General features: G+C 67.8%; 20 protein-coding genes. 13 read left to right on the top strand and 7 right to left on the bottom strand.

The features are described 5' to 3' along the window. Positions 1-29: 29 nt before the first annotated feature. Positions 30-1241 carry an MFS transporter gene (locus tag ACAH01_RS01260; protein ID WP_346775217.1) on the bottom strand — a complete coding sequence of 404 codons (1212 nt, stop codon included), beginning with the start codon at positions 1239-1241 and terminating at the stop codon, positions 30-32. Between the two features lie 122 nt (positions 1242-1363). Between ACAH01_RS01260 and ACAH01_RS01265 the strand changes: the two genes are divergently transcribed. Continuing rightward, positions 1364-2437 carry a TrmB family transcriptional regulator gene (locus tag ACAH01_RS01265; protein ID WP_372479984.1) on the top strand — a complete coding sequence of 358 codons (1074 nt, stop codon included), beginning with the start codon at positions 1364-1366 and terminating at the stop codon, positions 2435-2437. Positions 2438-2455: 18 nt separating this feature from the next. Here the strand turns inward: ACAH01_RS01265 and hisA are convergent, their stop codons facing one another. Further along, positions 2456-3178 carry a 1-(5-phosphoribosyl)-5-[(5-phosphoribosylamino)methylideneamino]imidazole-4-carboxamide isomerase gene (gene hisA / locus ACAH01_RS01270; protein ID WP_372479985.1) on the bottom strand — a complete coding sequence of 241 codons (723 nt, stop codon included), beginning with the start codon at positions 3176-3178 and terminating at the stop codon, positions 2456-2458. 93 nt (positions 3179-3271) lie between these two features. Between hisA and ACAH01_RS01275 the strand changes: the two genes are divergently transcribed. The 6 genes from ACAH01_RS01275 (at position 3272) to ACAH01_RS01300 (ending at position 8334) form a co-directional block, all read left to right on the top strand. Next, on the top strand, positions 3272-3976 hold the full coding sequence (locus ACAH01_RS01275) for a hypothetical protein (RefSeq protein WP_372479986.1): 705 nt from the start codon (positions 3272-3274) through the stop codon (positions 3974-3976). A 78-nt stretch (positions 3977-4054) separates the two neighbouring features. After that, positions 4055-5257, top strand: coding sequence for an anion permease (locus ACAH01_RS01280; protein WP_372479987.1), 1203 nt, complete (start codon positions 4055-4057; stop codon positions 5255-5257). 68 nt (positions 5258-5325) lie between these two features. Further along, the gene (gene fer, locus ACAH01_RS01285; RefSeq protein ID WP_015761835.1) at positions 5326-5715 is read left to right on the top strand and encodes a ferredoxin Fer; all 390 of its coding nucleotides are present in this window, start codon (positions 5326-5328) and stop codon (positions 5713-5715) included. Positions 5716-5807: 92 nt separating this feature from the next. Further along, positions 5808-6812: a prepilin peptidase gene (locus ACAH01_RS01290; protein WP_372479989.1), complete on the top strand. Its 1005-nt coding sequence runs from the start codon at positions 5808-5810 to the stop codon at positions 6810-6812. Between the two features lie 37 nt (positions 6813-6849). Beyond that, on the top strand, positions 6850-7215 hold the full coding sequence (gene hisI / locus ACAH01_RS01295) for a phosphoribosyl-AMP cyclohydrolase (RefSeq protein ID WP_153552239.1): 366 nt from the start codon (positions 6850-6852) through the stop codon (positions 7213-7215). Further along, positions 7216-8334, top strand: coding sequence for a hypothetical protein (locus ACAH01_RS01300; protein ID WP_372479991.1), 1119 nt, complete (start codon positions 7216-7218; stop codon positions 8332-8334). A gap of 4 nt (positions 8335-8338) precedes the next feature. Here ACAH01_RS01300 and glmM read toward each other — a convergent pair whose 3' ends face one another. After that, positions 8339-9703, bottom strand: a complete 1365-nt coding sequence (glmM, locus tag ACAH01_RS01305; RefSeq protein WP_372480818.1) for a phosphoglucosamine mutase — start codon at positions 9701-9703, stop codon at positions 8339-8341. Positions 9704-9826: 123 nt separating this feature from the next. On the opposite strand from glmM, the gene ACAH01_RS01310 reads away from it, so the two are divergent. From ACAH01_RS01310 to ACAH01_RS01330, 5 genes are all read left to right on the top strand, one after another. Next, positions 9827-11236: a PAS domain S-box protein gene (locus tag ACAH01_RS01310; RefSeq protein WP_170092974.1), complete on the top strand. Its 1410-nt coding sequence runs from the start codon at positions 9827-9829 to the stop codon at positions 11234-11236. 65 nt (positions 11237-11301) lie between these two features. Continuing rightward, positions 11302-11994: a phosphoribosyltransferase gene (locus tag ACAH01_RS01315; RefSeq protein ID WP_170092973.1), complete on the top strand. Its 693-nt coding sequence runs from the start codon at positions 11302-11304 to the stop codon at positions 11992-11994. Between the two features lie 159 nt (positions 11995-12153). Next, the gene (gene pyrE, locus ACAH01_RS01320; protein ID WP_372479993.1) at positions 12154-12714 is read left to right on the top strand and encodes an orotate phosphoribosyltransferase; all 561 of its coding nucleotides are present in this window, start codon (positions 12154-12156) and stop codon (positions 12712-12714) included. 78 nt (positions 12715-12792) lie between these two features. Then, positions 12793-14229 carry an NCS2 family permease gene (locus tag ACAH01_RS01325; RefSeq protein WP_372479995.1) on the top strand — a complete coding sequence of 479 codons (1437 nt, stop codon included), beginning with the start codon at positions 12793-12795 and terminating at the stop codon, positions 14227-14229. Positions 14230-14332: 103 nt separating this feature from the next. Beyond that, a complete protein-coding gene (locus ACAH01_RS01330) occupies positions 14333-14587 on the top strand; it encodes a glutathione S-transferase N-terminal domain-containing protein (protein WP_372479996.1) in 255 nt (84 codons plus the stop codon). A 372-nt stretch (positions 14588-14959) separates the two neighbouring features. Here ACAH01_RS01330 and ACAH01_RS01335 read toward each other — a convergent pair whose 3' ends face one another. Next, on the bottom strand, positions 14960-15451 hold the full coding sequence (locus ACAH01_RS01335; RefSeq protein ID WP_372479997.1) for a hypothetical protein: 492 nt from the start codon (positions 15449-15451) through the stop codon (positions 14960-14962). A 322-nt stretch (positions 15452-15773) separates the two neighbouring features. After that, positions 15774-16742: a transcriptional regulator gene (locus tag ACAH01_RS01340; protein ID WP_372479998.1), complete on the bottom strand. Its 969-nt coding sequence runs from the start codon at positions 16740-16742 to the stop codon at positions 15774-15776. Between the two features lie 166 nt (positions 16743-16908). Here ACAH01_RS01340 and ACAH01_RS01345 point away from each other — a divergent pair, with 166 nt between their 5' ends. Then, positions 16909-18171 (top strand): DUF1743 domain-containing protein, encoded by a 1263-nt coding sequence (locus ACAH01_RS01345; protein ID WP_372479999.1) that lies wholly within the window; start codon positions 16909-16911, stop codon positions 18169-18171. A gap of 36 nt (positions 18172-18207) precedes the next feature. Here ACAH01_RS01345 and ACAH01_RS01350 read toward each other — a convergent pair whose 3' ends face one another. Continuing rightward, positions 18208-18990, bottom strand: a complete 783-nt coding sequence (locus ACAH01_RS01350) for a hypothetical protein (RefSeq protein ID WP_170092969.1) — start codon at positions 18988-18990, stop codon at positions 18208-18210. A gap of 87 nt (positions 18991-19077) precedes the next feature. Further along, the gene (locus tag ACAH01_RS01355; protein WP_372480000.1) at positions 19078-20757 is read right to left on the bottom strand and encodes a glycoside hydrolase family 9 protein; all 1680 of its coding nucleotides are present in this window, start codon (positions 20755-20757) and stop codon (positions 19078-19080) included. Positions 20758-20860: the final 103 nt, after the last annotated feature.

A 20860-nucleotide genomic window follows, 5' to 3' on the forward strand; every position in this document is an offset into this window, starting at 1 on the left:
GTCCGCGCCCGGCAACCACAGCGTAACGCTCAGTCCGCTACGGAGAGGCCCGCCTGCTCCCGTTTTCGTTCGGCCACTCGCGCGACGAGCACCACGGCGAGGGCGGCCACGAGGGGCACGAGCAGCAGTTGCATGGCCGCGCTGGGGTCCGAGCCGCTGATGATCCACCCCATCACGGCGGGCGCGATGCCGACGCCCAGCGACGAGGAGATGGCGGCGACGGCGGTGACGGGGCCGCTGTGGCGGGGGACGGCGTCGGTGGCGTAGGAGACGAGCATCGGGAAGATGCCGGAGATGAGCGCGCCGATGACGACGACGCCGGGGAGGAGCCACAGTCCCGTCGCGAGGACGAACGTCGCGTAGAAGGTCGGGATCAGGAGCGCGAGGATCCCGATGAGGATCTTGAGGTAGCCCACTCGCTCCGAGAGGCGGCCATAGAGGAGGCGACCGGGGACGTAGCCGGCGATCATCACCGACAGCGACAGCGACGACAGCGCCGCCGCCGAGAGGCCGAGGCCGGCGACGCCGGTCGGCACGACGCTGTCCACGTAGGTCGGCAACCAGAGGAAGAGCCCGCCCTCGACGCCGGTCCCCAGAAACATCACCACGATCATCGCGGCGATCTCGGGCCTGCGAAGCAGCGCCAGCAGTTCCCGGCGGTCGAAGGGCTCCTCGGTTCCCGTCACCGCGGGGGCGTCGAGCCGCCAGACGACGACGGCCAGCAGCGCCATCCCGACGGCCAGCCCGTAGTAGGCCAGTCGCCAGTCGGCCACTGCGAGGACGGCGACGACCCCGATCGGTCCGACCATCGCACCGGCGGCCCAGGTCATGTCGTAGTAGCTGTACATCCGGCCGCGGCTGTCCGGGTAGAAGTGGCTGAGTATCGGCCGATTCAGCCCTCTGAGGACGCCGTTCATCGTTCCGCGCACGAGCGTGCCGACGAGAAACACCCCGAGGAGCGGGGCCGCGCCCATCGCCAGCAGTGAGAGCGCGCTGCCCAACAGTCCGCCCACGATCAACCGGTGGGGTTTCAGGTGGCCAGCCCCGAAACCGACGATCGAGACGACGACCAGGTAGCCGGCGGTGCCGGCGGTGCTGATCAGACCGACCTGCCACGCGGGCGCGTCGAAGGTGGTCCGCAGCTCCGGGATCACCGGGCCACGGATCATCATGATCGCGCCGGTCAGCGCCATCGTCGCGAACAGGGCCGCCGTCCAGAGCCGGCGGTTCGAGCCGGTCACGCTTCACCTGCCGTCCGGTGGTCCGGGGCCAGAACGTCAGGACGTGCGACACCTGCAGTCATAGTCGAAGCGTGGTGATCCGACGAGAAAAGTTTTTCTAATAGTATAAGAAAAGTCCTCGTATGGGTGAAAGCCAGATCAGGGAGACGCTGTCGGCCTTCGGACTCTCGACGAAGGAGGTCGACGCCTACCTGGCAATTCTACAGCGGGGGGAAGCGACGACCCGGGCCGTCTCGGAGGCCGCGGGCGTCTCACAGAGCTACGTCTACGAGATCGCGACCGCACTGGCCGAACGCGGACTGGTCATCGTCGACGAGAGCGCGACGCCGACGAAGCTCCGCGCTCGGCCACCCCAAGAGGCCGTCGACGCGCTGTCGATGCACCTCTCGGAGTTCGAGACCGCCGTCGAGAGCGTGTACGATCAGCCGGCCGAGACGGCGGCGGGGTTCGAGGTCGTCCACGCCAGTCAGACCGTCGAGCGCCGCCTCGAACGCCAACTGGCGCGTGCGGAGCGAGAGGTCTTCGCGATCGTCCCGTCGAACGCCTTTCCCGCCGTCGCCGACGCGCTCGCCGACGCCCGGGAGCGGGGACTGACCGTCTACTGTCTGCTGGCCGGCGAGTCCGCGGAGTCACACGTCGCCGAGATGGACGACCCCGGCCGGTACGCACACGTCGTCCGGAGCTGGGACGGCCGCCCGCCGCTGTTCGTCGTCCGGGACGCGCTGGGGGGCGTGCTGGCTTCACACGGCATGCTCACCAGCCGCCACGGCCGGGGCTACGCGCTCGCGTTCAACCAGAACGAGGTCGCCTCTGGCTTTTTCGGCAACTACGTCAGCAACGTCTGGCCCATGGGCGAACAGCGCTTCGTCGCCGAACCACCGGCGCTACCGGCGACCTTCGAGCTGTTTCGCTCGGGCGTGACGGCTGCGGCCCTCCACACGACGGCGGGCCACGACGTGGTCGCCGACCTCGACGTGGTCGCGACCACCGACGAGACGGTCCGTCAGTTCGAGGGCGTCCCGATCCGCGAGGTGCGCCAGAACCTCGTCGAACCGGTGAACAACGCGTTCCCGATCGAGAACTCGCTGGTCGTCGAGACCGACGACGGACTGGTCAGCGTCGGCGGCCAGGCCTGCGGCCTGGGACCGTACTACGAGGAGTACGCCGCCCGCGAAGTGACGATCAGAGACGCCTGACGGCGGTGCGAGCGGCCGTCACTCGACCGCTGCCATCGCTTCTTCGAGCGTGAACGCGCCCTCGTAGAGCGCGCTGCCGACGACCACGGCGGCCGCGCCCGCGTCCCGGAGCGCTCGCACGTCCTCGACGGTCGCGACGCCGCCGCTGGCGATCACGGGGATCTCGACGGCGTCGACGACGCGCCGGACCGGCTCCGTGCGGACCCCCGCCAGCTGTCCCTCCACGTCCACGTCGGTGAAGAGAATCCCGCCGGCACCCAGCTCCGCGTAGCGGCTCGCGGCCTCGGCCGGGTCCAGCCCGGTCCCCTCGGTCCACCCCGAGACGACCACTTCGCCGTCCTTGGCGTCGAGGCTCACGAGGACGCTGCCGGGGTGTGTCTCGCTGATCTCGGCGACGATCTCGGGGTTCTCGACGGCCGCGGTGCCGAGGATGACCCGGTCGACGCCCCGGTCGAGCAGGTCGATCGCGTCGTCGGCGGTCCGGATCCCTCCGCCCAGTTGCACGTCCGCGTCGACCGCGTCGAGGACGGCGTCGATCGCGTCGGCGTTGGCTCGTTCGCCCTCGAAGGCACCGTCGAGGTCGACCAGGTGCAGCGTCGTCGCGCCGGCCGCTCTCCACCGTCGGGCGGCCGCGACGGGCTCGCCGTAGCGCTTGCCGGTCCCGCGTTCCCCACCGACCAGCTGGACGACCTGCCCGTCCTGCATGTCCACCGCCGGGATCACCGCAAACTCCGGAAACATACGCGTCAGTGTGCCGCCGATCGCTGAAAGGGTATCGGTGTCCCGGCCGCCGCGTCCCGAACCCTTATGCGCACGTCCACTCGATAGGGAGACATGTCACGATCTTCCGGTCCCGGGCTGCTCGCTCGGTTTCAGGCGGCCGTCCTCGACGAGTCGTCGGCGTACCGACAGTTCGTCCGCGCGACCGGCGTCGCGACCGCCGGACTGGCCGGGGCCTACGCCCTGCTCGTCTTCGGGGTCGTCGACCTCGGTGCCGCCGTCGTCTCGACGTTCGAGATCGCCGTCGGCATCGCGGTCACGCTGTTCGTCCTCATGGGGATCGTCCAGTTCGTCGTCATCGCGCGAGCCTACGAGTACGGCACCGAGACGGTCGCCGAGACCGCCGAGCAACTCGAACAGGCCGCCGAGGAAGTCGAGACCGTCGCCGACGAACTCGACGAGACGGCCGCGACCGTCGAGGACGCCGCCACCGACGTCGAGACAGCGGCCAAGGAGGTCGACGAAGCCACGGAACAGGTCGACGAGGTCACCGACACGGTCGCCGATACCGACCCCGATACCGCCGAAGACGCCGCCGAGCGGGTCGGTGAAGCGACCGAACGCGTCGACGAGGCCACGGCGAAAGCCGACGAAGCCACCGAGAAGGCCGACGAGGCCCGCGAGAAGACCGGGACGGCCAAGGAGGTCGCAGACGAGGTCAAAGAGACCGTCGAGCGCGAACGCGAGGTCCTGCCGGAGAACGAGTCCGGCGATGACGACGGCCGGGACGCCGACGACGCGAACGACAGCGAGACGTGAGCGTGTGACACGTGAGTACTGGACACCCGCGAAAGCGGGTGTCGGTATCCTTTAACGGCCCTGGGACGTGCCACGGATATGGTCGAAGTACTGTTTTTGATCGGTATTCTCGTCGCGATCTTCGTCGGGTTCAACATCGGTGGGTCCTCGACGGGTGTCGCGTTCGGTCCGGCCGTCGGCGCGGGGACAGTCTCGAAGCTCGGTGCCGCCGCTCTGATGACGATCTTCGCGCTGGCTGGCGGTCACTTCGTCGGTCGCGAGGTCGTCAAGACCTTGGGGAGTGGCCTCGTCGAGTCTGAGTTCACGATGACCGTCAGCATCGTCGTCCTGTTCTTCATCGGCTTCGCGCTCTTCCTCTCGAACGTGGTCGGGGTCCCTGCCTCGACTTCGATGACGGCCGTCGGTGCGATGGCGGGACTGGGGATCGCCCAGGGGACGCTCGACTGGGAGGCGATGGGCGAGATCGTCTCCTGGTGGCTCGTCTCGCCGGTGATCGCGTTCTGGATCAGCGGCGTCATCGGCCGGTACTTCTACCCGGCTCTGGTCGAGCGTTTCGCGATCCCACAGACAGACGGCTCGCTGCTCGCGCTCGATCGGTCCGGCGCGATCCCACGGCCGACGATGGGCGAGAACACGACGCTGCGGGAGCTGGTCGGAACGCTCCTGGTGGTCGGCATCGGCTGTTACATGGCCTTCTCGGCGGGCGCGTCGAACGTCGCCAACGCCGTCGCGCCGCTGGTGGGCAACGGCTCACTGGAGATGACGCCCGCCATCCTGCTGGGCGGCGGAGCCATCGGACTCGGGGCGTTCACCATCGCCCGTCGAACGATGGACACCGTCGGCAACGACCTCACCGACCTGCCGCTGCTGGCGGCGCTGCTGGTCGCGACCGTCAGTTCGACGATCGTCACCTTCCTCTCGGCGCTGGGCGTGCCGGCGAGTTTCGTCATCATCGCGACGATGAGCATCGTCGGTCTGGGATGGGGACGGGCGACCCGCACGACGAAAATCTCGGACACCGTCACGGGCAACGGCGAGACCCCGGAGGTGTCGGTCGGCGCACTCACCGCCGACGCCCCCGACGCGCCGACCGTCGGCGGCCAGGCCGGCACGCCGAGCGAGAAGCACAAACAGCCGATCGGCGAGCCCGAAGACATCCCGAAAGCGGCGGACCTGTTCGAACCGGAGACGACCGCGAGAGTGATCCTCACACAAAACTTCGTTCCCGCAGTCGCGACGCTCGCCGCCTATCTGGTGTTCAAGTTCGTCCCGATTTTTTGACCGAATTCCGGCGGCCGCTCGGGCGGAACAGCAAAGTCTAACAGTGCGGGGGGCCAACCGAACAGGTGATGCCCACAGTTGAGTACCTCAACTACGAAGTAGTGGACGACAAAGGCTGGGACATGTACGACGACGGCGTCTTCGAAGACGCCGCCGACGCCGACCTCTCGGACGAGGACTACGGCACGCTCGAAGTCAACGAGGGCGAGTACATCCTCGAAGCCGCTGAAGCCCAGGGCTACGACTGGCCCTTCTCGTGTCGCGCCGGTGCCTGTGCCAACTGCGCAGCCATCGTCGTCGAAGGCGAGATCGACATGGACATGCAGCAGATCCTCTCCGACGAGGAAGTCGAGGAGAAGAACGTCCGTCTGACCTGCATCGGCAGCCCCGACGCCGACGAGGTCAAGATCGTGTACAACGCGAAGCACCTCGACTACCTGCAGAACCGCGTCATCTGAGGACCTGCTGTTCTCGGCCACGGATGGCCTGGGGGTAACGACCCCGCTTTCTCCCCGCAAGTGATATCTTTGTGGGCCGATATCCACCGCTCGTGTTATCCTCGACGTTCGACAGTCTCGTTACCGTCCCCGGAATCGGGGTGGCGGCACCGGCCTCGGATCTCCTCCGACTCGTCGCGATCCCCGTGTTCGGGTGGGCGGCCTATCGCGACGTCAAGACACGGCGGGTCCCGACCAGGGCATGGCTCCCGCTCGCGGCGCTCGCGGTCGTGTTGCTCGTCTGGGACGGGTACGGTGCGTACGTCGGCGGCGACCGACTGTTCTTCTTGCAGGCGGCGATCAGCCTCGGGTTCATCGTCCCGCTGGTGACGGCGTTCTGGTACATGGGCAGCTTCGGCGGGGCCGACACGAAGGCGTTCTACGTGCTGGCACTGCTCTTTCCCGCCTACCCGATCTACTACCTGCCGACGACGACGCTGCCGACCTTCCAGCCCGCGATCGGCGTGTTCTCGCTGACGATCCTCTCGAACACGGTCGTCGCGGGGGCGCTGTATCCGGTCGGCGTCGCCGTCTCGAACCTCGCTCGCGGTCGCGTCGGGCTCCCGATGGTGATCGGCAAGCCCGTCGCGACGCCGGCGTTGATCGAGGAGTACGGCCTCCTGCTGGAGACGCCCGACGGCTTCACCCGCCGCGGGCTCGACCTCGACGCCCTCCGGATGTATCTGCGCTGGCGAGACTGTACGCTGGCCGATCTGCGCGCCGATCCGGCGGCCCACCGGGACCCCGACAGCCTGCCGGCGGTCCCCGGCGAGGTCGGGGACGGGAACATTCGGACCGACGGCGGCACGGCACCCGACCCCTCGCCCACCGACCACGACGATCCCTGGGGGGCCGAGGCGTTCCTCGACGACGTCGACGGAGCGTACGGTACCACGCCCGCGGGGCTGCGTGACGGTCTCGACGTGATCGCCGCCGAGGACGAGGTGTGGATCTCGCCGGGTATCCCGTTCCTCGTGCCGACTTTCGCCGGACTCCTCCTCTCGGTTACCTACGGCGACGTGCTGGTGTCGTTGCTCAGGACGCTGGGGCTGGGCTAGCAGAAGACCTATGCGGCGGACACGCGTTCGCCCGCTCATGAGCGACGGCGAACTCGCCTTCGACGAACAGGACCTCCTGCCGGCGGTCGCACAGGACGCCGACACCGGCGAGGTCGTGATGCTCGCGTACGTCTCCGAGGCGGCCCTGGAACGCTCTCGCGAGACCGGCTACGCTCACTACTACTCGCGCAGCCGCGACGAACTCTGGAAGAAGGGCGGGTCCAGCGGCCACACGCAGCGAATCGAGGAGATCCGGATGGACTGTGACGGCGACGCGATCCTCTACCTGGTCGACCAGGAGGGCGGTGCCTGTCACACCGGCTACCGCTCCTGTTTCCACCGTACGGTCGACGGCGAGGTCGTCGGTGAGCAGGTGTTCGATCCCGACGACGTCTACGAGTAGATGACCGACGCTGACGCGGTCACGCGACTCCGGCGGGCCGACGCCGACCGGCGGGCGGCCCGCGAGCGCGTGGATGCGGTCGGCGAGGACGCGCTCCGGGCCCTCCGGACGGCCTGCGAGGAGCTTCGTGCGCTGCTGACGGAGTACGAGGGTCGGGCGACCGGCGACGGCGACTTCGCGGCCTTCATCGAGTTCCAGGACCGGATCGCCCACTTCACGAACGACCTCGACGAGGAACTGCCAGAGCGGACCGTCTTCGAGGAGATCGACGAGCGCCTCCAGCAGCGCCGGCTCACCGAGGACGACTTCGCGGCCGTCCGCGAGCGCATCGACGCCGCCGCGGAGACGGTCGACCCCCTCGTCGAGTGGGAGGACGCCCGCGAGCGCTACCGGGAGGCCAGACGCGCCGCGCGGCGTCGCCTCGACACCGTCGGGGACCAGATCGACGACCGCGAGCGCCTGGTCGAACTTGGCGAGGCCGACCTCGACGCGCCGACCGAGCGGCTCCGCGAGCCCATCGAGCGCTACGACGAGGCCGTCACCGACGCGTTCGACGCCTTCCGATCGAACGCGTCGGCCCGCGAGGTACTCGACTTCGTCGAGACGACGGCGCTGTACCCGCTGGTCCCGTTTCGCGAACCGCCCGAGGACCTGCTGGCGTACGTCCACGGCCACGAGGCGGGCACCGAGCCGATCCCGAAGCTGCTCGCGTACGCGGCGTACTCGCAGTCGAAGCTGGACCACTACGTCGCGGACGCCGACGCCCTCAAGCGGTCCGTCGCGACCCGCCAGACCTACCTCGAACGGCTCGACGCCGACCCCCTGACCGTCGGCTGGCCCCCGCCCGCCGCCGACACGCTGCGCTGGCAGTGCAACGAACGGATCTCGGTCGTCGCCCGGTTCGCCCCGGACGTGGTGAGCGACCTGCGGGCCGTCCGGGCGCTCACTCGCCGGTCGGACTACGATCGGCTGCGAGACAGTGCCGTCGCTCGCGAGCGTCTGACCGACGCGGAGCGAGAACGGCTCCGGACGGGCGCGGTCGCGGACGAACTCGCCGACCTGCGGGCCGAGCGCGACGCGCTCCGTGACGCGCTCGACGAGCTGTCGCCGCTGGCGTGATCGCTCACCCGTCTTCGCGGACTCGATCGATCGGGTCGGCGAAAGTCGACAGCAGTTCGTCTGCCCGCCCCTGGGTGTGGGCCTCGGCGTAGATCCGGACGACGGGCTCGGTCCCGGACGGGCGGGCAAGCACCCACCCGTCGCCGTACTTCAGCCGGTAGCCGTCGGTCGTATCGAGGTCCGCGACGGCCTCGGTGGCGGCCGCTTCGACGGCGTCGAGCATCGCCGCGCGCTCTGTCTCGTCTTCGTACTCGACGGCCGCGCGGACGTTGACGTAGTCGTCGAAGCGGGCGGCGATCTCGCTGGCGGGTTCTTCTGCGACGAGTTCGAGGAACTTCCCGGCGGTGTAGGCCCCGTCGCGGGCGATCCGGTAGCCCGGGAAGATGATGCCGCCGTTGCCCTCGCCCGCGACGCTGACGGTCTCGCCCGCCGCTCGGAGCTGCTGGATCTGCGTGATGAGGTACGTCGAGCCGATCCGGGTCAGCGTCAGCTCGGCGTCGGCGGCCTCGACAACGTCGACGAGGCGCTGTGAGGCGTTGACCGCCGAGACGACGTGGTCGCCGGGCTCGACGGTCGCCTCGACGAGTGCCGCGAGTGCGGCGTCGCCGTTGATCGTCGTCCCGGTCTCGTCGACGAACACCGCACGGTCGGCGTCGCCGTCGTGGGCGATGCCGAGGTCGGCGTCGGTCGTGCGGACGTACTCCCGCAGGTCGGCGAGGTGTGGATCGATCGGTTCCGGATCGCGGCCTGGGAAGTGGCCGTCGGGCTGGGCGTTGACGGTGTGGACGGTACAGCCAAGCTCTCGCAGGAACGTCGGGCTGGTGTGGCAGCCGGCTCCGTGGCCGGGGTCCACGACCACGGTCAGCTCCGCCGCCCCGATCGCCGTCCGATCGACGGCGTCGAGGACTTCGGTGACGTAGTCTTCGCCGGCTCCGTCGACCGCCCTCGTCCGGCCCAGCCCGTCCCACTGGACGGTGTCGAACTCCGTGGCTTCGAGGCGATCCTCGATGTCGTCGAGGACGGCCCTGTCGAGTTCGACCCCGTCCGCGCCGATCAGCTTGACGCCGTTGTACGCTGGCGGGTTGTGCGAGGCAGTGATCATCATGCCGGGGACGCCGTGACGGGCACAGTAGGCCTGGAGGGCGGGCGTCGGCGCTTCGCCGAGCAGGTCGACGGCGTGGCCGGTGCTGGCCAGCCCGCTGGCCGCGGCGTCTGCGAGCATCTCCCCGCTGGTCCGCGTGTCTCGTGCCAGCGCGATTCGGTCGCCGTCCCACACCGAGCCGGTCGCCTGTGCGATCTGTAGGACGTACGCTGGTGTCACCTCCTCGTTTGCCACACCTCTGACGCCGCTGGACCCGAAGACGTGCATCTCGCTGGGCACTCGTGTGCCGACCGGCTTAGGGCTACCGCCTCCGTCGCTTTCGACGACTGGATCTCGATGCATGTGAACGACCACCACCCTTTTGCCCGCACGCAGTGTATACACGCTGATATGAACCCTCCGGTCGATCGGGTGCTCCTCGACTACGCGCAGGACAAGATCGCCGTCGTCGACCGGCACGGGACCTACCAGTACCTCAATCGAGCGGCGAAGTCGATCCTGGGGTACGATCCAGACGATCTGGTCGGCGAGAACGCCTTCGAGTACATGCACCCGTCCGATCGGGACTACGTTCGGACCCGCTTCGAGGAGACGATCGCCGTCGACGACGAGTTCGTCGACGTGACCGTCGAGTACCGCCACCGTCAGCGCGACGAGGGCTGGGTGTGGCTGGAGAGTCGGATGTCGAACCTGACGGACTCGGAACTGGGCGGGTACGTCGTCAGCACGCGGGACATCTCCGACCGGATCGCGGCCGAACGGGAGCGCGACGAGACCGAGACCCGACTGCGAGAGCTGGCGGCAAACACCGACGACGTCCTCTGGATGTTCAGCGGCGACTGGTCGGAGCTGCTCTTTCTCAACCCGGCCTACGAGTCCGTCTACGGCGGCTCGATCGACGCCATCGAGGCGGATACGGACGCCTTCCTCGACTGCATCTATCCCGAGGACCTGCCGGCGGTTCAGCGGTCGATGGCGGCGCTCTCTCGGGGCGAATCGGTCGACATGGAGTATCGGGTCAATCCGGGCGAGAACTACAACCGCTGGGTGTGGGTCCAGGCGGAGCCGATCGTCGAGGACGGGGAAGTCGTCCGCATCGTCGGGTTCACCCGGGACGTGACCGATCGCAACCGCCGGGAGCGCCAGCTCGCCGTCGTCGACAACCTCCTGCGACACAACATTCGCAACGACATGACGACCATCCTCGGGCAGGCGGAGCTGATCGCCGACGACCCCGAGGTCGACGCCCCGGAACGGGCCGCCGTCATCCGGCGGGTCGGCGAGGCGCTCCTCCAGACGACCGAAAAGCAACGCGAGACGCTGCACCTCTTTCGGTCGCCCGCCTGTCCGACGACCGTCGACGTGGCAGACGCCGTCGACGCCGCGCTCGCGAGCGTCCGCGTTCGCTACCCGGCGGCCACGATCGAGACGACACTCGCCGACGGACTGGTCGCGAGCGCGCTCTCGGAGGTCGAGGTCGCGTTCTCGGAACTGATCGAGAACGCCGTCAAACACGCCGAGAGCGACGCCCCGACCGTCCGGATCTCCGGACGCGTTCGCGACGACGAGATCGAGATCCGGATCGACGACGACTGCCCGCCCCTGCCCGAGTTCGAGTACCGCGTACTGACCGGCGACAAACCGATGAGCGACGTGTACCACAGCACCGGGCTGGGGCTGTGGCTGGTGTACTGGATCGTCGACCTCTCGGACGGTCGGGTCGAGTTCGTCACCAGCGACGAGACGGGCAACACGATCACCGTCGTCCTGCCGCGCGCGCCCGCTCCGACGCCGGAGTGACGACAGCGTTCGCGGTCGCTACCCGTTGCAATCGGCTTAAGGTCGCCCGCACACGCAGGTCGTGTATGAGCGATCTCCCCGAGGAGTTCTCGTGTACCATCACCAACTGGGAGTACATCTACGGCCTGTGTCGCCACGTCGCCAACGACGTGAAGGCCGCGGACTTCGAACCGGACGTGGTCGTCGCGCTGGCCCGCGGGGGCTGGTTCGGCGGGCGCTGTCTCTGTGACTTCCTCGGACTGGACGACCTGACGAGTCTGAAGGTCGAACACTACGTCGGCACGGCCCAGTCCGGCCAGGAGGCCCAGATCAAGTACCCGATGCCCGACGACTCCGTCGCCGGCAAGGACGTGCTGGTCGTCGACGACATCGCCGACACCGGCGAGTCGATCCAGACCGCCGCCGACTACGTCCGCGAGGCAGACCCCGCCAGCGTCCGGACGGCCACGCTCCAGTTGCTCGACACCAGCAAGCACGAGCCAGACTTCGTCGGCGAGCGCCTCGAAGAGTGGACCTGGGTCGTCTACCCCTGGAACTTCGTCGAGGACATGATCGAACTCCTCTCGGGACTGATGGCAAAGAGCGACCAGCGAGTCCACGACGAGGACGACCTGCGACAGCTGTTTCGCGAGTACCACGGCGTCGAACGCATCCAGATGGAGATCGCCCAGCCCAACCGTCTCGACGAGGTACTGACCGAGATGGAGCGACGCGACGTGATCGAGTGGGCCGACGGCGGCTGGCGGCTCGCGGACTGATACGGATCGTCGGCGCGGTTTCCCGGTGATCGTCTCCCCCACCTCGGGACGGAAAAGTCGTTCACCGGAACGGGCGACACAATCTGTACGGGGCGACCCTACCGACCGGACGCGACGCCGTTTCAACGCCTTTTAGCGCCCACACCGCAGACTGGCGGTATGGCCAACGACGAACTCATCGCCGCGCTGCGGGACGCTGACGCCGTCAAGTACGGCGAGTTCGAGCTCTCACACGGTGGGACCAGCGACTACTACGTCGACAAGTACGTCTTCGAGACGAACCCGGAGTGTCTGGCACTGATCGGCGAGGCCTTCGCCGAGACGCTCGCGGGGGCCGACTGGTACGCCGACGACACCACGCTCGCGGGCGTCGCACTCGGTGCGGTCCCGCTGGTGGCCGTCACCAGCGTCGAGACGGGCACGCCGTACGTCATCGCCCGCAAGCAACAGAAGGAGTACGGCACCGCCAACCTCATCGAGGGCGACCTCGCCGAAGGCGAGGAAGTCGTGATCCTCGAAGACATCGCGACGACCGGCCAGAGCGCCGTCGACGCCGCCGAGGCACTGCGTGAGGCGGGTGCGACGGTCTCCCGGGTCCTCGTCGTCGTCGACCGCGAGGAGGGTGCCGCCGAGAACCTCGCCGAGCACGACCTCGAACTGTCTTCGCTCGTGACGGCGTCGGATCTGCTGGCCGACCGGCCCGGCGACGCTGCCGAGTGAGCGCCCACTCCTCAAAACGCCAACTGGTCGCCACCGTTCTCGTCACGTTTAACAGCGACAAGACTGAGTGACAGGTAGATGGGCGTATTCGAACGATTCTTCGGACTTGACGAACACGACACCGACGTTCGGACGGAGGTGCTCGCCGGTCTGACGACGTTCCTGACGATGAGTTACATCGTCGTCGTCAACCCCTCGATTCTGGGACAAGCGATCGACGTCGCTGGCCGGACCGACGCACAGACCAGACAGATGCTCACCGTCGTGACGATCATCGCCGCGGCGGTCGCGACGCTCGTGATGGCGTTCTACGCCAACCGTCCCTTCGCGCAGGCACCGGGGCTCGGCCTGAACGCCTTCTTCGCGTTCACCGTGGTCCGCGGGCTCAATGTCCCCTGGGAGACGGCGCTCGCCGCCGTCGTCGTCGAGGGCGTGCTGTTCATCGTCCTGACGATGGCCGGTGCCCGCGAGTACATCATCAGACTGTTCCCCAAACCGGTGAAGTTCGCCGTCGGAGCGGGGATCGGCCTGTTCCTGGCGATCATCGGGCTGGAGGCGATGCACGTCGTCGCTTCCGACCCTGCGACCTTCCTCCAGTTCAACCCCGTCTTCGCCACCGACCCCATCGCGATCATCTCCGTCGTCGGCCTGTTCCTGACGTTCGCGCTGTACGCCGCCGACGTGCCCGGCTCGATCGTGATCGGGATTGTCGTCACGACGCTCGCCTCCTACGCCGCCGACGCACTGGGCTACGTGCCCGCCGACCCCACCGTCCCGTCGCTGGAGGGCGTCTTCCTCTACACTCCCACTTCACTGACGGGGACGACCGACGTGGTCTACTCGGTGGCGGGGTACGACATCACGCCGCTGATCGGCGCGTTCCTCCGCGGGTTCTCGAACGTCGACGCGCTGGGCTTCTCGCTGATCGTGTTCACGTTCTTCTTCGTGGACTTCTTCGACACCGCCGGGACGCTGACCGGCGTCTCCCAGATCGCGGGCTTCCTCGACGAGGACGGCAACCTCCCCGACATCGACCGGCCGCTGATGGCCGACGCGGTCGGGACGACCGTCGGCGGGATCATCGGCACCTCGACGGTGACGACCTACATCGAGTCCTCGACCGGCGTCGAGGAGGGTGGTCGGACGGGACTGACGGCCCTCGTCGTCGCCCTCCTCTTTCTCGCCTCGCTGGCGCTCGTGCCACTCGCCGCGGCGGTGCCGCTGCACGCCTCCCACATCGCGCTCGTGGTCGTGGCGGTGCTGATGCTCGCCAACATCACCGACATCGACTGGTCGGACCTCTCCCAGTCGGTTCCGGCCGGCCTGACGATGTTCATCATGCCCTTCACCTACTCGATCTCCTACGGTATCGCCGCCGGCATCATCTCCTACCCGATCGTCAAAGCGGCACAGGGCGAAGCCAGCGACGTCCACGCCGGCCAGTGGGTCCTCGCGGCCGCGTTCGTCTTCTACTTCTTCGTCCGCACGAGCGGGCTCCTCGCGGGCCAGCTCTGATCGGCGTGGCTCTCGCTGGCGATTCGGCGCTGCCGGCGTGGCTGTGTCCGGACGCCACACACCACCGTGGTCCTGATATACCGCGAGCTTCTACCCTCTCTCGATGACGAACCTCGAACTGTACGAACTGGAAGGCTGCCCCTATTGCGCGAAAGTGGTCGACAAACTCGACGAACTCGACCTCGACTACGAGTCACACATGGTCCCGCGCTCCCACGACGAGCGCACTGAGGTCGAGGAGGTCTCGGGCCAGACCGGCGTCCCGGTCCTGGTCGATCCCGACAACGGCGTCGACGGAATGTCCGAGTCCGACGACATCGTCGAGTACTTAGAAGAGACGTACGGCGGCGCAGCGTAAGGAATTCTCTTCGGCCACGAGCGAAGCGAGTGGACGGTCTTTTCGCCCACGTTTTGCGACGAGCGGTCCGGGAACGGCGTGACCGGACCCGAGGCGGAAACGGTGGGTCTGATATCGTCGAGTACTTAGAAGAGACGTACGGCGGCGCAGCGTAAGGAGTGTCTTCGTCCACGAGCGAAGCGAGTGGACGGTCTTTTCGCCCACGTTTTGCGACGAGCGGTCCGGGAACGGCGTGACCGGACCCGAGGCGGAAACGGTGGGTCTGACATCGTCGAGTACCTCGAAGAGACGTACGGCGGCGCGCCACTGCCGGCTGTCACCGCGTCACGATCGTCGCCATCCCGAGCGGCGAAATATCGACGACGGACGAGATCAGCCGATCAGTCTGTCGCAGTCCGTGGGGTCGAACTGCTCTCGCAGCAGCGTCACGGTCGAACTGTTCAACCCCACGGCGACGTGGTCGATGTAGCCACGCGTCTGGTAGTCGTCCCGGCCGCCTTTCACCACACCCGCCGCGCTGTCTCCGGAATTGCCGTCGTGTGGCGCTACCACTGGCTTCTCTGCGATCCCCGCGTTCGTTCGGAGTTGATACTTCGCGCGGTTCCCGGCTTCTTCTCGTACGCTCACCTCGCCGCTGCCGGTGAAACCGCTCACGCACGAGTCGGCATACGCTGGATCAAAGATGACCGAAGCGCTGCCCCGACTGCCGGTGTCGTCGAAGCCCATGCGCTGCATCAGACCGCCACCGTACCCGGCCTGCATCGCGAACGTCTCGCTCTCGCCGTCGAGTGTCCCGATCAGGGTGCCGTCCTCTGCCTCCCAGTCGTCTGGATAGTCGAGGAACGAGCCGTCGTCGAGCGACATCTGGAACTTCGTCCGGACGCCGTTTTGCTCCGTGACTGTACACTGGATCCGGTTCTGTGAAGCCGCGGCCGATCCGCTCAGTCCCAACAGTCCACTGGTGATTGTCAGACCAGCCCCGACCGATTTGAGTGCTTGCCTCCGCCTCATTGACACGATCGACGAGTGTGGCTGAGGGATAATAATATTTCGTATTGGGATAAATTAATGCTATTCGCTACTATTTATCGGACAGTAGCGTCCAGACGCTGGCCAGCACTCGCGGTCTATCCGCTGGTGAGCTGGCGATTTCTCGACAGGAGGGCAGGCGACGAGGACGGCGTCGTCAGGCCACTTCTTCCGGATCGTCGCCCCGTTCCATGATCAGGTCCCGCAGGTCGTCGGCGTCGTCGATGGCCTCCATCTCCGACTCCTCGATGATGGCGGTGCCGTCGACGGACTCCCGCTTGAGTTCGTCGACCACGTAGATCGAGCGGGTCTGGGTGACCTCGCCGACCGAGGACATGATCCGGGCGCGCTTCTCGGCGGTCTTGGTGAACTCCGAGCGACCGGTCAGGACCTGCTGGCGCTCGTGCTCGTTCTCGGAGACGGTCTTGAACGGCGCTCGATCCGTCGGGTGGACCTCGAAGCCGATCCGGGTAAAGACCGTCACGAGCGACTCGTCGGCCGGATCGATGTCCGGGTCGTCGGGGGTGTCGTCCTCCTCTCGGACGGCTTCGGCTCCCTCGAGGACGCTGACCGGCGACGTGAGCGGCGCGTCGAACAGCTCTTCGAGCTCGGCGGCCACGTCGACGGAGGCGTCCATCCCGTCCTCGTACTTCGAGACGGTCCGGCGGGAGACGCCCAGTTCCTTTGCGAGTCGCCCCAGCGACCAGTCCCGTTCCTCGCGGGCGTCCGCGAGCACCTCGCTGTCGATGTTGACGTACAGCCCGCCCGGCGCGGCGTAGATCAGCGGCGGGACCTCCTCGACGAACAGGTCCATCGCCGTGTCCGGCGACAGCACTGGGACGCCGTGCCTGAAGTAGACGACGCCGGGTTTGAGTTCCTCGTCGCGGGTCCGGAGGCCGACGACCATCGGCGTCGCGTTCAGGTAGGTCCCCAGGCGTCGCATCTCCGCGCCGGTCATGGCGTCGAACGCGTCGATGTTGCCCAGGATCTTCACCAGCAACACGTCCTCCCCGCGCCGCGCTGCAACGTCGAAGCTCTTCGGCCGAATCGCACACCGGTCGCTGACGAGGAAGCCAGCGTCTTCCAGCATCGCCGTGACGTTCTCGACCAGTGCCGACCGTGACATAGTACTCTGTCCCTCTCTATAACACAAGATATTCGCTGCATATATGCGTTGCGCCGGGATAGGACGGCTGTATCTCCAGTTCTCGTCTACTCGACGACAGGTCGACGCGCTTGCGGGCTCACCGACAGTCGAAACGCCGAAAGTGTCCCGTAGCGTAGCCGACGGCGTGACGGTCATCGGCCTCGACGACACCGACTCCCGCACCGAGGGGATGTGTACGACGTTCGCAGCCACGCGGCTGGCAGAGCGCATCGAGGCCGCGGGCGGGTCGGTCCAGCGGACGCTGCTGGTCCGACTCGACCCCGCCGTCGAGCACAAGACCCGCGGCAACGCCGCGCTGGCGGTCCACTGTGACGTGTCCGCCGATCGCGCACTCGATCTCGGGGCCGACGCACTCGCCATGGCGGCCGACGATCCCCGGACGAACCCCGGACTGGTCGTCGCGGACTGTGATCCGGCGGCCGTCCCCGAGGCCGCCGCCGACCACGCCGAGGCTGCCGTCCACGAGCTACTCGACGTCGAGACGGCCCGCCGACGGATCGCCGACGCCGGCTTCGAGTCGACGGCCGTCGGCAACGGCCGCGGTCTGATCGGCGCGCTCGCCGCGGTCGGTGCCTGGCGGGCCTTCGAGGACTGGACGTACGAGCACATCGCCTACCGCGAGCGCGACCGCTGGGGAACCGAGCGCTCCGTCGACGCCGACTCCGTCTTCGCCGCCGCCGACCGCCACTACCCGACGGTCTGGGACACCGTCGATCACGCGTCGGGATATCCGGTCTGTGTCCCCCGGACGCCGTGTCCGATCCTCTACGGCATCCGCGGCGACGATCCAGAGGCCTGTCGCAGCGTCGCGGCGGCGATCGACGGCGAACCGGTCGACCGGACGCGGACCTTTGTGACGAATCAGGGGACCGACGCTCACCTCCGGTCGGCCCCGCTGGACGCGCTGACCGACGGCAGTGCCTACCGGACCGACGGGACCGTGGTCGAGCCACCGGAAACGCGGGAAGGTGGCCACGTCTTCCTCACACTGGCCGACGGGGACGCGACGGTCGAGTGTGCGGCCTTCGAGCCGACCAAGCGCTTCCGGGACCGGGTCCGGGCGCTCCGTCCCGGCGACGTGCTGACGGTCTGTGGCGAGGTCGGCGACGGCACGCTCAAACTGGAGAAGTTCGCGCTGCGTGATCCCGTCCAGACGGAACTGGTGACACCGGAGTGTCCGGCGTGCGGCCGATCGATGAGCAGCGCCGGGCGCGATCAGGGTTACCGCTGTCGAGACTGTGACACCCACCGCGACGGCAAGGTCGAGCGCTCGCTGGCCCGAGCGATCGAGCCCGGCTGGTACGAGGTCCCGCCGGTGGCGCGGCGTCACGTCGCCAAGCCCCTCGTCCGCGGCGGCTTCGACGGCCCGTGCCACCCCGAGCGGTGAGTCGCTGGCCACGGTGCCCACAGGCCGCGACGCGGGTCAGGACGTGACGGCCGGCAGCGTGAGACTCCGCCGACGCTGGTGTCGGATCGTCTCGATGCAGTCGGCGGCGTCGGCCAGCACCGGACACGTCGCCGTACACTCCGCATAGAGGAACTGGACGAGGGTCTCCCCGGAGATGCCGACCAGCTGTGCGGTCGAACGGCCGTGGAGCAGTTCCTGCCTGGTCTGGGCCACGTCCTCACAGACCGCTTCGAGTGACTGCAACTGGTCGTCGATCCCGCTGCGATCGGGGCTGTCCGCCGCCGTGAGCCGTGCCCCGAGCTCGGCCGCCCGCGATTCGCAGTCGTCGAGCCGGTCGCGAGCCCGACACAGCGAGTCCCGTTCGGTCCGGAGCGTCTCCAGGTACGTCGTCCGCTCTTCGATCGCCTGCTCGGTGGCCGCCAGCAGGGCGTCGTGGACCGGCGGCGTCACCCGTCCGGTCTCGAACACCTGGACGGTGACCTCGGTCCCCAGTTCTGCCTCGAAGTTCTGCCGCAGCGTCTCGCCGTACTCGGCCTCGAAGTGTGGCACCGACAGGACCGTCTCGTCGTAGGCCTGTCGAATCGTGCGTGCCGCAGCGTCCGTCGGCGCGGCCGTTTCGAGGGCGACGACGCCACCGCCGCCCGCCTGGACGCCGGGGTCTCTCGGACTCGTCGGATCGAGCGTCCGAACGCGGGACCGAAACCGCTCGAACGCGGACCGTTCGTCGCTCGCGTAGGTCACTTCCCGGTCGAGCAGTTCGAGCGCGTGCTCGATCCGGGACTGGCGTGTCTCTGGCATAGTTTGAGTGGCTGCTCCGCTCGTAGCGGTGGCGACGGAACGGGGGATGTAGGCGGTTGCTATGTGTCCTATATACCGCTCCCGACGCTACAGCGAACTGACCGCCAGGAACAGCCAGGCCGAGTGTGGAATCCACTGCTCGGCCCAGCGCCAGCGGTGCGCGTGGTCGTCGCCCCAGAGCTCGGGACAGTAGGCGATGTCGGCCTCGTTCTCGAAGCCGGCGGTGATACCGTTCTGGACGCCGCCGGGGACGTTGCGGAACTGGCGGTGGTAGGTCGGTTCCGGCGCGCCGACGCCGTGGACCATGCAGACGCCGAAGGGGTTCGATCCGAGGATCCAGTCCAGTTGCGCCTGGACGAACTGATCGAGGCGCTCGCCAAGCTCCGCGTCGAGCTGTGCCCGCGATCGCGCGGCCGCGGTCGCCAGCGAGGCGATCCGGGCGTTCTCGCCCTGCCACCAGTAGCCGGTCTCGTTCTCGTGGGGCATGAAGAACGACGCGCGCGGCTCGTCCTCGTCGACCGGTCTGGCGTACTGGCGCGGGTAGTCGAAGGGGTTGGTGACCTCGTCGCCGATCGTCGTCTGGAACGTCCAGAAGCGCTCGATCGCGTTCGCGACGGCGTCGTCCAGCGGCCCGTCGGCGTCGACCTCCCGGTAGCGCAACAGTGCGACGATCGGCAGCCCCTCGTCGGACGCGTGATAGAAGGGACGGTCGTCGTCGTCCGCACGCCACCACCCGTCGTAGCGATCGTCGCTCGTCTGGCGGTCGAGCAGCGACTGGGCGCGCTCTCTGGCGGCCGTCCGGAACCGCTCGTCGTCCGTGGCGGCGGCAAGTTCCGTGGCGGCGAGCAACGCGCAGTAGTCGTCGATGACGTTCTCGGTCCCGTCGTCGAGGTACGCCGTGTTGTGGGCCTGCAGGTGGTCGAACCCCTCGATCGCGGCCTCGCGGTAGGTCTCACGGTCGAACGCGCCCGGTCCCTCGACCTGGCTGGCGCGAGCCAGCGCGGCGATCGCGACGCCCCCGCCCTGGCGGTATCCGGCCTCGTAGTCGGTCGTCTTGTGTCCCTCCTCGGTCTCGTAGGCACAGATCTCCCGCCGGTCTACGTCCTTGGACCACTGGTCGAAGACGGTCATGTAGAAGTAGCCCGCGTCGTCTTGCATCCGGACGAGGAAGTCCGCGCCGTGGTGGATCTCCTCGCGCAGTCGCGCGTCGAGTTCCCCGCCCAGCCTGTGGTCGCCGTCGTGTAGTCTGTCTCGCCCGTCGGCGAGTCCCCAGGCGACGATCGGGACCTGCTGTGGGTTGAAGTAGTTGGCGTAGCTGAGGTGGCTCAGATACTTGCTCATGTCGCCCGAGGCGTCGTACCAGCCGCCGTGTACGTCGACCGTCCCCTCGCGGTCGCCCACGAACGGCACCGACCGGTCGGCCCGGTCGTACTCGCCGCTGGCACGCTGGGTCTTGCAGTAGTACAGCAGATCGGAGAGGAGCGTCTCCTTGTGGAGGTCTTCGCCGATCTCGAAGCGCCGCGAGTGGGCCTCGCCGGCCCGGAGCGTGTACTCGCCGGGCTCGGAGAGCGAGGAGAAATCGAGCGTCCAGAAGACCCACTCTCCCCAGTCGGCGACGCCGCCGACGAACTCCGGCGTCCCCTCGAAGACGACACTGTCCCCGTCGTGCAACACGAAACGGTCGAGGTCGTGGCGCTCCGTCGCGCGACAGACCGCTCGTTTCGGACCATCGGTCTCGTAACCGAGTTGGTTGACCAGAATCTCCATCGTCCGTATGTTCGCCCCCGTCCGCTTAGCTTTAGGGTCGGCTTACACTGTCGGCTATCACCGTCACGAGACGGCCCCGCCCCGAGTCACGACACACGTCCCT

The organism is Halomicrobium sp. HM KBTZ05 (genome assembly GCF_041530035.1).
Lineage (GTDB): Archaea > Halobacteriota > Halobacteria > Halobacteriales > Haloarculaceae > Halomicrobium.